This is a genomic window from Paenibacillus sp. GCM10027630 (assembly GCF_042676305.1).
Lineage (GTDB): Bacteria > Bacillota > Bacilli > Paenibacillales > NBRC-103111 > Paenibacillus_S.
Map to the genome: position 1 here is coordinate 1 of NZ_JBHTGY010000019.1, position 9,762 is coordinate 9,762.

At 48.8% G+C, this 9,762-nt stretch carries 4 protein-coding genes; 2 read left to right on the forward strand and 2 right to left on the reverse strand.

What is annotated here, in order from left to right; genetic code table 11:
* The coding region (locus ACFQ0C_RS10235; protein WP_379366429.1) for a GNAT family N-acetyltransferase at positions 1-370 on the forward strand (370 nt) is incomplete at its 5' end.
* A gap of 187 nt (positions 371-557) precedes the next feature.
* On the opposite strand, the gene ACFQ0C_RS10240 is transcribed toward ACFQ0C_RS10235, so the two are convergent.
* Complete coding sequence (locus tag ACFQ0C_RS10240) at positions 558-929, reverse strand: Hpt domain-containing protein (protein WP_379366431.1); 372 nt, start codon at positions 927-929, stop codon at positions 558-560.
* Positions 930-1,070: 141 nt separating this feature from the next.
* On the reverse strand, positions 1,071-3,200 hold the full coding sequence (locus ACFQ0C_RS10245) for an S-layer homology domain-containing protein (RefSeq protein WP_379366433.1): 2,130 nt from the start codon (positions 3,198-3,200) through the stop codon (positions 1,071-1,073).
* Between the two features lie 3,774 nt (positions 3,201-6,974).
* Between ACFQ0C_RS10245 and ACFQ0C_RS10250 the strand changes: the two genes are divergently transcribed.
* The gene (locus ACFQ0C_RS10250; RefSeq protein ID WP_379366435.1) at positions 6,975-8,786 is read left to right on the forward strand and encodes a stalk domain-containing protein; all 1,812 of its coding nucleotides are present in this window, start codon (positions 6,975-6,977) and stop codon (positions 8,784-8,786) included.
* Positions 8,787-9,762: the final 976 nt, after the last annotated feature.

The following is a 9,762-nucleotide window of genomic DNA, read 5'->3' on the forward strand; positions in this document are numbered from 1 at the left end:
GGTGTCCCGCGAGATTGGCAGGCACAACGTGGAGGAGGAGCGGCGCGCGCTGGCCCTTAAGTTGAAGGAGAATCCGGACGAGATGAGCATCCACATTGCCTACGTAGACGGCGAGCCCGTCGCCTGTGGGCGGGTCTACTTCCGGCCCGGAGGGCCCTACGCCGAACTAGCTGGGGGTCGCACCAAGACCACACACCGGAGACGGGGACTGTTCACCGCGCTGGTCGCCTCGCGGTTGCAGGAAGCCCGTGATCGCGGCCGGACGCACGCCTTCGTCGACGCGCTGCCGACCTCCGCGCCGATCCTGCGCAAGCAGGGCTTCCAGTTCGTGACTCGGACGCAGCCGTTCGTGTTGGAGCAACCGCGGTGAGCGCCGACGCTGATTGGGCAGAATAGAGCAAGATGAAGATAACAAATACATCTTTTTTAGATGGATATAAGATGTGAATGGAGTACCTTTTGAGCTAACGAGAAACGTTAGTTGAATTAAGACATGAAAAAGCAACCGATTTATTTTAGTCGGTTGCCTTTGGGGACTAAGAACATAATTGTCGTGGTTACATCGAATTAGAATTGTCTTTTACTGAAAAATTGACAACTTGCCTTAACGTGCCGTCCGCAGTTTCGCCGTATTTGAATTTATGCAGCTCCACCTTGATAAAATCGACACCTTCAAGGATAAGATCCGAGAGTGCAGGGAGGTCGATATGCTGCGGACGCTCTTCACGAATATAATAGAACAAGTCTTCCATCGCATGAGAAACGGAAGCAACGTTTATCAGCATCATGACGGATGACGATCCTTTAATCGTATGCATGGCCCGGAATATTTCGTTGATCCACTCGATTGTATATGTATTTGACTTCTCGATGATCAGAATGGAAATTTCTAACTGATCAATAAGCTGCGATGTTTCGAAAATAAACATCTCCGCCAATGCTTCATAATTTCGACATATTTCAACAATTTTCCGAGTTAAGTGACATTTATTGTATGTTATTGTCATTGATCCGGAAAAAAAGAAAAAGAACAGGGGAAGCCCACCCCTGTTCTCGAAGGTATACATCGATTAATTTATAAATCCTGTGTATTGCAGCAAACGCTTCAACATGACCGCCGCTTGCGCACGGCTTGAATTTTCGTTTGGCGCAAAGGTCTGATCTGTCATCCCATTGATGATTTTGGCGTTTACGGATTGCGATACAGCATCTTTAGCCCAAGTTCCGATCATTTGGCTATCCGCAAAGGTAAAAAGTCCTTTGACATCCCCTTCAGGATGTTTGCCTGCGAGGCTCAGTGACCGGGAAATCATCACAGCCATTTGCTCGCGGGTGATGTAAGAAGCCGGTTTAAAGACGCCCCCTTCAAAACCGTCGATCAATCCGGCTTTGGCTGCCGCATTTACTGAACCGGCGAACCAGTCGGTCGATTTGACATCCGAGAATTTGGATTCGCTATCCTCCGATAGCCCCATTGCGCGGACCAATAATGCGGCAAATTCGGCACGGGTAATCTGATTGTTCGGTGCGAAGCCGGTATCCGTGATGCCTTGAATCAACAATTTCGAGGCTAGCAGTTCCACATCATCTTTTGCCCAGTGTCCGTCAAGGTCGGTGAATGTTTTATTGGAATCCACCACCATGTAGATACTGTTGCCCGGACGTTGAATCGTAACCTGCGTATTCGTTCCGCTTCCGGAGAAGACGGCCGGTACGAAGCGCATTTCGCCGGTTACCGGATTATACATGACAGCAGTTGCTTTGCTGACATCGACGGACTTACCGATGACGATGCTTCTTGACACATAGATCGTCCCGAACTCATTGACACTTATCGTCTTATTGCCCGCTTCCGCAGTAATGTTAAATGCCAGGGCTCCGGTAAGCGGGGTCAAGCCCGCTTGCTTCGCTTTATTCTCAATGGCCGTTGCGGTCGTACCGGTAACTTTCTCAATCTGCACATTGATCTTGATGTCTTTAACCGCAGCTCCGAGCGAGTTGGCGATTGCGTCCAAGTTCAGCGCTTTGATCGGCAAGTCGTAAGTGACAGTATCAAAATGCACCGAGAGAACCGCTGTCGGCAATTTAGACTGCGCGTCGGCAAGTAAAGAGGCGGTCAACTGAACTTGCGCAGAGCTTTCCGTGCCCGAAGCTTCTACTTTGATCTTCGGAGTATCGGAGGCCAAATTCGACGCATCAATCGCTTTTTGCCATTCTGACGGATTGACGGTTGTTACCTTCTGTTCGTTTTTGCCCGAGTCGGTCGGTGTGCCTCCCGAAGATCTGCTGCTGCTTCTGTGAGGAGGAATCACTGCGACAACTACGGAAGAATTCGCGCTTTCAACGCCTGCGTTTACCGCAGATACAACATAATAGTAAGTAGTGACGTTCGCCACGCTATTATCCGTGAAGCTGGAACCGTTCACGTTCGTTGCTACAATCGTGAACGGACCGCTTTCTGTCAAGCTGCGCTTCACGTTGTACGTGTAGGTCGCTCCGGTCACCGTATTCCACGACAAGCTGACCTGCGCGTTGCCCGCTAGCGCGGTTAAGCCCGTCGGGGCCGGCGGCACGACCGGAGCTTCCGGTTTCGCGCTCACCGTGGCGGAGTTCGCGCTCTCCTGCCCTTGGTTCAGAGCGGTAACGACATAGTAGTAGGTCGTTCCGTTCGCGACCGACTTATCGGTGTAGGTCGAGAACGGAACGCTGGACGCGATGGTAGTGAATGGCCCGGTTGCCGACAAGCTGCGCTTCACGTTGTACGTGTAGGTCGCTCCGGTCACCGTATTCCACGACAAGCTGACCTGCGCGTTGCCCGCTAGCGCGGTTAAGCCCGTCGGGGCCGGCGGCACGACCGGAGCTTCCGGTTTCGCACTCGCTGTGGCCGAGTTCGCGCTCTCCTGTCCTTGGTTCAGAGCGGTAACGACATAGTAGTAGGTCGTTCCGTTCGCGACCGACTTATCGGTGTAGGTCGCCTGTGTCACGCTGGACGCGATGGTGCTGAATGGCCCGGTTGCCGACAAGCTGCGCTTCACGTTGTACGTGTAGGTCGCTCCGGTCACCGTATTCCACGACAAGCTGACCTGCGCATTGCCCGCTTGCGCGCTTAAGCCCGTCGGAGCCGGTATCGCTTCAGGCTGTATCGATTTATTAAGCTTAACNTATCGCTTCAGGCTGTATCGATTTATTAAGCTTAACAAGATAAAACACGTCTTTCCCGCCCGTGCGACTTATCCGCACGACTGCGGTATTTTCGGCGTCGGTCGCTTGAATAATGTCGATCACTGCGCCTGCAGCTATCGAAGCCGGGCTGAGCGTCGCCGCTACTGCCGGGATTGGATAATTCGCCGCCACATCCACCGTGTAGTTCTTGGTGCTGGGATCGAACCCTGTAACCGGCACGCCACCGACCGTCAGCGTATCCAGCACCATCAAATCTGCGAGATCGTCATGCAACTCGCCAATGACGGCGAAGTCTACAAACTGCATCGGGCCCGGTGAAGATCCGGCTACTGACCCAGGCGCCCCGGTGACCGGCGAGAAGAAGTTTAGCTCGTTTACGACCATCACATACCGCGCGGTAACCGGCTGGCCGCCGTTGTTGGCGAGGACGTCGGTTGCCCTGCGCCCAAGCGTGTAGTTGGTTCCGAGAGTCCCGCCTTTTAACGCCGCTTGGGTTAATGGATTCCAGTTTGATGTGGTGGATGTACCTTGGCTATTGACGCTAGTAGGCTGGCGCCCGCTGCCTTTAAAATAATTCCATGGACCGCCGTACCCCATCAAATTCTCCACGCCAAAAGGATTCTTCGTCGGCCAGTTGTTAGCCTCATAATACTGGCGATTCGGCTCCGGTTGCCCGGCCGCGAGCGCCGGGTCTAGCGGGTTATAGAAATTGTTGTAGGATTCTATAAGCGACTCATAGGCCGCCACGTCGTTCGTCCACCAGGCGGAGCTGTTCCTTGAGCGCCCGGGAGAGCCCATCGTGCCAAATTCTATTTCTATGCGTGAAACATCAATCTGCCGGCCCAAATCCAAGGCAACCCAATAGCGCCAAGGGGTTCTCCCTGCGTTCAGCTCAAACGACGAGCCGCTTTGGAAGAACGCGTACCCTTCCGAAGTTGTCATGGCGGTGCGGTCTTCCTCAAGAACGTTCTCCTTCCGGGACTCATCGTTATGCGAAACAATTTTGATATTCGCGCCCATAACAGCCTTACCCCAGTCATGCACCGTGGAGTTGTTGATTTCAAAGTACGGCTTGTAATAATTGGGGTAATAATTGTCAGGGGCGGCGGGTATTGAGATACCGTCCGGGGGCTGCAACTCCCCTAAAATCCTGTAGGTGCCCGGGACGGTCGGTCTGTAGCCGGATGTATCCCACTTGACCGGTACTTTAACTGTAAGGCCGTTGGATAAGGTGACGTCCAGTTTGGTCTTCATCGTTAGATCTGTAATTTTGGTGCCCAAAGGCACTTTCATCTGGTTTTGATGCTCCCAGCCCATGATGCGCAGGTTGCTGTCCCTGTCGGTCGGCTTATAACCGTTCGGGAACACGTATGTATCACGGTCGCGCTTGATGATCGAGATGTCCGCCATATAAATCGTCGATGGCTGCCACTCTTCGCGGCCAACGCCGGTGGCGGGGAAGGCGCCGTAAATGCCCCACTTGGAACGTCCGAAATTGACGTTGCGCCCCTGATCGTCCTTCAGGGTATTGTAGTTTCCTTCCCTGTATACAGGTCCGGGGGCAGGGGCTGGAAGGGGTGTAGGAAGCTGCAGCTCTATGTTGCGTCTTAACAGATCGGCTTCATTAAGCGTTCCCTCGCCGAGCAGCGCGCCTGTATCCGTATCTGTTACCCTTACGTAGAGATGCCCGAAATCCGCGGTTTCGGTTGTCAACTCGATATCGATCCAGCGGTCGACGAATTTGTCACTGGTAAGAGTAAGGAGGGTGCCAGTGTCTGTCCCCCCGGCGGATTGCATGCCGCTCGGCGTCGAATTGTTGCGAGTGTGTCCAAATGTCAGGGTGCCGTTTGCTCTAAGCCCAATATCTACAGTCGGTGATCCGTTCGCGTTGCCCTTGGCCTCCTTGATCTGATAGATAAAACCGTAGTTGTTGGGAGACCAGGTTCCTATGCCGTTGCCACCGACCGATTTCTGCCGCTTCACTGTTTCCGAGGGAACCAGCAGCCGCCAGAAATGGGTTGTTATCGTTCCCGGACCGTCGTTGGCGACGACGTTTTCCGGTTTGTAGTTGGTTTTCATCTCCAGCCGCTGGGTCGTGCTGCTGGCCGCGCCGCGGTCGCCGTCCTCATGCCCGGGCGCGTTGACGGGCGCGTCAAACTTGTGGATACGGATAATATCCGACTGGAGTTTGTCAAACCCGGAGATTTTGCCGTTCGTGGTCATCGTGCCGTCGTATTTTACGTCCACCCCATAGGCGTCAATCCTGCCGTCAGAATTGTCCTTGGCGATCGTCTGCACGTACATGTTATCGCCGTACCACTGGAGCGGAATCTCTCTGCCATCCTTGGGCAGACCGTTCGAAAAGCCGGCGGGCTTGAATTTATTGATGTCGTTCGCCGTATGGACGTAGATATCCGGCCCCCAGAATGAGTCGTACCAGTTCTTCCCGCTGTATGAGGACGGCCTCATCGGCCCCTCAATGGAGTTTAAGCCGGTGTCCCCATAGCCGATATAAGTGGAGCCCCAAGTGTCCATGCCGTGCTCGTTCGCGCGGATGTTCATCGGTGCGACCAACTCGCCCGGCTTATTTACGGCCTCGGTTCCCCCGCCTTGTAAACTTCGGGTTATTTTAAAATCTGATATTGCCTGTATGGTTACGGTGATTGTGTATCTTCTTGTGTTTTGACCATTTGTAACGTCTAGGAAATATGTTCCGCCGGTCCAGCCCGGCACTACTCTATTCCCTTGCGAATCCTTTAGCCCCAGCTCGTAATCGCCATTGTTAATGCCGGTGAGACGGACGATTTCAGCGCCGCCGCTCTCATAAACCTTGACAGTCGAGCCTGCATTGACAACTGGGTGCAGCATCTGATAGAACGTGCCGTACGGCAGTTCAATAGTAATGGTGCCCGTGGTTCCCGATTTGGTTACCGTCGAGCCTCTGTACGGCTTTGTGAGTACCACATCCAAAGGATCGCTCGGATCGAGCGTTTGGTTCGCCGAAGTCGAGTAGATATCCGTACCGGCTGCCCGGACAGTTGTACCGGGTAAAACCATACCGCCGAAAGCCTGAAAAACAAGTGTTAATGTAATCAGAAAACTAATCGGCATATTAAAAATTTTACTTTTTTGCATGTTACTAGCCCCTTCTCCATAATAATAAATAAATAAACATCTTCTTGAATTAATATCATAATTCCAAACCCTACTGTGCTTGATTCTTTTGAAACAACATTCCTTCAATTCCAATGAATGCGTTTTCAAATTTTATTATATACTATAGATAATTTTTTTGGCTTGAAAAAATTTACGTTATTGTTGTGTTTGTTTTAGTTTTTTTTGCAAGACCTATTCACTACTCGTCGGTTATCACCAATACGCAAAAATAAGGAAAAGAGGGATGATTTATCGGAATTTCCGATGGATCGTCCCTCTTTTCCTTATCATAGGCTATTGGGTAAATGGAGGAACTTTAATTTGTTATGTTCTTCTTATCTTTGTGTTTAAAGATCTTGGAACCAGGTTATTGTTGGCAATATTAATCTTCATTTCTTCAAGTTTTCTTCTTTGGCAAACATGGGTAAAAAGAGGCAAACGTAGAAGAACATTCGAGTAGGCTAACGGAGACTATAGCTTGATGATGACCCGAAGGCAGCCGGCCACAAAGATCGGCTGCCTTCGTTGCGGGCAGTATAGTTAATCAGGCCATAACAAAGGGATTATTAACATTCGCCAGCAACTAAATCATCACACTAACGTCTAAGGGTATAAACCCAAAAAGAGGTGCGTTAATGAAGAAGTTTGTGCTGGGCTTATGCTGTGGTTTATTCATTGCATGTTCATCTATTGCATTCGCATCAGATTCTATCCACGCGTTATTATTTCCTGCCCATTTCGAAATAAATGGAAGTAAGATTTCCATGAACGATGAGTATAAAGTACTTAATGTTGACGGTCATGCGTACGTACCAGTTCGATTCGTAGCCGAGCAATTGGGTGCAACGATCGACTATGATCAGGAGCAGCAAAAGATTTTTGTCAAAAATCGAAAGCTGGACTTATCGGATCCGGATTACAACGGGATATTGGTTGGCAATTTAATCTTAACGAAAAACGGCAGCAACACCAAAGTTACCGGCCAATTGCAAATCGAAGGTGTAGGGAATACAAAAAATACCGTTGAGGCAACCCTTGCTTTTTACAATGATAACAGTGAAAAAATCGGCGAAGTTGCGATTCATGGAGATGATTTTGGGGTAGATGCTCAAACGTTCATTTCAGAGGGGTTAGGGGATTTTAGAGCTTATTCGACTGTTAACCTCCATGTTGGTCATGTAAATGGACATATCATTCCTGCGGTTCCAAGTATCGTGTATGAAAACAGAAAAAACAACTTCACCCTCCATCTTCCTAAGAGCTGGGAAGGGAAATATGATGCGGTGGAAACCGTAGATAAAGCCTCCAAGTTCGAAACTATTACTTTTATTGACATCGCAAACAAAGAATACGGTGGAGTTGTTTTTTCGATCGGCATATGGACCAAAGATAATTGGAGCCAAAATGGTCAAACAGCTATAGAGGTCGGTCATATATCGAAAATTGGAGAACTAGGAGACAGAGTGTTCGCAATAAGCACTCCGAGTGATGTCCAATATGATCCGCACAATGAGAAGTTAACGGCAGAATATAAATCCATGTCGAACTACGTAAACACGATTAAAACCAGTTTTCATGCAAATGTTACAGACAATGAAGTAAAAGATATTCTCAACCAGCTTATACCGAAGGCAACAGGCGTTTATGGAATGTTTAACGGATCTGGATGGTTTGCAGAAGATGCGACGAAAACGATTCCGGGCGAAGAAGAGTACTCACTTGTAATTGGGGAAAGATGGGAGACAGGACTGGATACCGAGAGCGTCAAATCCATCGCGGATTTGAAAAAAGTAGTTGAAGATGTATTTACAAAAGATGTTGCTGAGTGGTTTTATAATTATCTAACGCCTCGAGAAGGAGCCCGTCCCCTTTATAAGGAATATAAAGGACAGCTTTATGTAGACACGCATAATGGGGGCCATGGGTCGGCAACAAAGTATTTCATTGATACCGCCAAGATCATCAGCCAAGAGGGTAATGTTGTTGACGTTGAATTTAATACGACTGAATATGATTATCCGTACAAAATGACCGTAAAAATAGAAAAGGTAAACGGTAAATGGTTGCTTGCATCGGGAGCTAGCTTTAATAATGAAGTGGAAATAAAATATGATTATATTTTGAAATACCAAGGTGAAGGTAGTCTCTGGTCTGCTGCATTAGAAGATACGGTTTGGGACCTCGGAAATGGAAAAAATAAGGTTTACAGCAGGATAATACTGACTTATAAAGGTTCCGATATCAATAATGTTGGCCATGTAAATTTTGCTTATGGGAACGCAGCGAAACTTTATAAAGGAACTAACTATACCATAAGTCCAGACGGGAAAATTGGATTTGATGAGTTTGACGATAATATTGCATTACCTGCAAAAGATGACGTTGTGAAGGTAACAGTGGAATGGGATGGAAAACAAGATTTTTTTGTTATGAGCAATTCTGGGTAAAACAACGGAAATTAGAACGAAGACACAATTACGAATAATTCGGGTTCCCATGTTCACTATGTTCAAAAAACGGAAATTAAGCCAGACCCGGTACAATTATAGAAAAGAATACTACTGCCTTGGAAAAATCCACATTGGCGAAACATAAGGCCAGGTTAGAAAAGCTTTGGGTGACCCTTAAGTCAAACGGCAGTTCGTTGAACTAAACATTCCTGTATAGCCTAAGAAATGGGCTTTGTCAAAAAAGGAGCGCTTCGGTATGATGGGTTTGTCGACGGGTAAATACCCAACACCATCAAGGAGGCGCTCTTATTATGAAGTTTAAAGATGTTGTTAGCCGTGGGTACTACTATGAGTACACTCGGCAAGCCACCCATTTTCAACGGTTACGTACCGTTATGAGCGATCGTGAATTTGGGGTCACGAATAGTGTTCGAATGCAGAATCGGATCATCCGATGGCTGGATATTCGCTTTCCTGGGTATGCCTCGGTGTTTAAAGATTGTACTTGTCCGCGATCCATAGCGACACTCAAAGAGTCTCCATCCCCGTTAGATCTACCCATCCGCTAAACGCTATCGGTCTCCACACCTTGGATAGGTGTAACGAAGGAATGAAAGGGCAGCGACCCGTAGAGCCTTGGGATGGTCAATATTCAGGGAAATGTGGAGTATGCGTGCAGTAGATTTCTAAAATGGATAAATGTTCCAACTATTTCTTCTGTTCCCGCATGCCTTAAATGGCCACCTTAGGATCGAATTAGTCCAATTTCATTTCGTTTACGATAACCAAAGTGATGAAATGCTGTGAATGAATGAGTATTCGTGAGATAGATCCCTTATACTGAGGGACGGAGAACGTTAGTTCAATGACAACAGCGGCAGTCTAAGACTTGCGCGCCTAGCCAAGCTAGGCACAACTTGCCGGTGAAAGTCCGGTCGGAGTAAAGGCCAAGCTGCTCCGTAGCTAACAGACG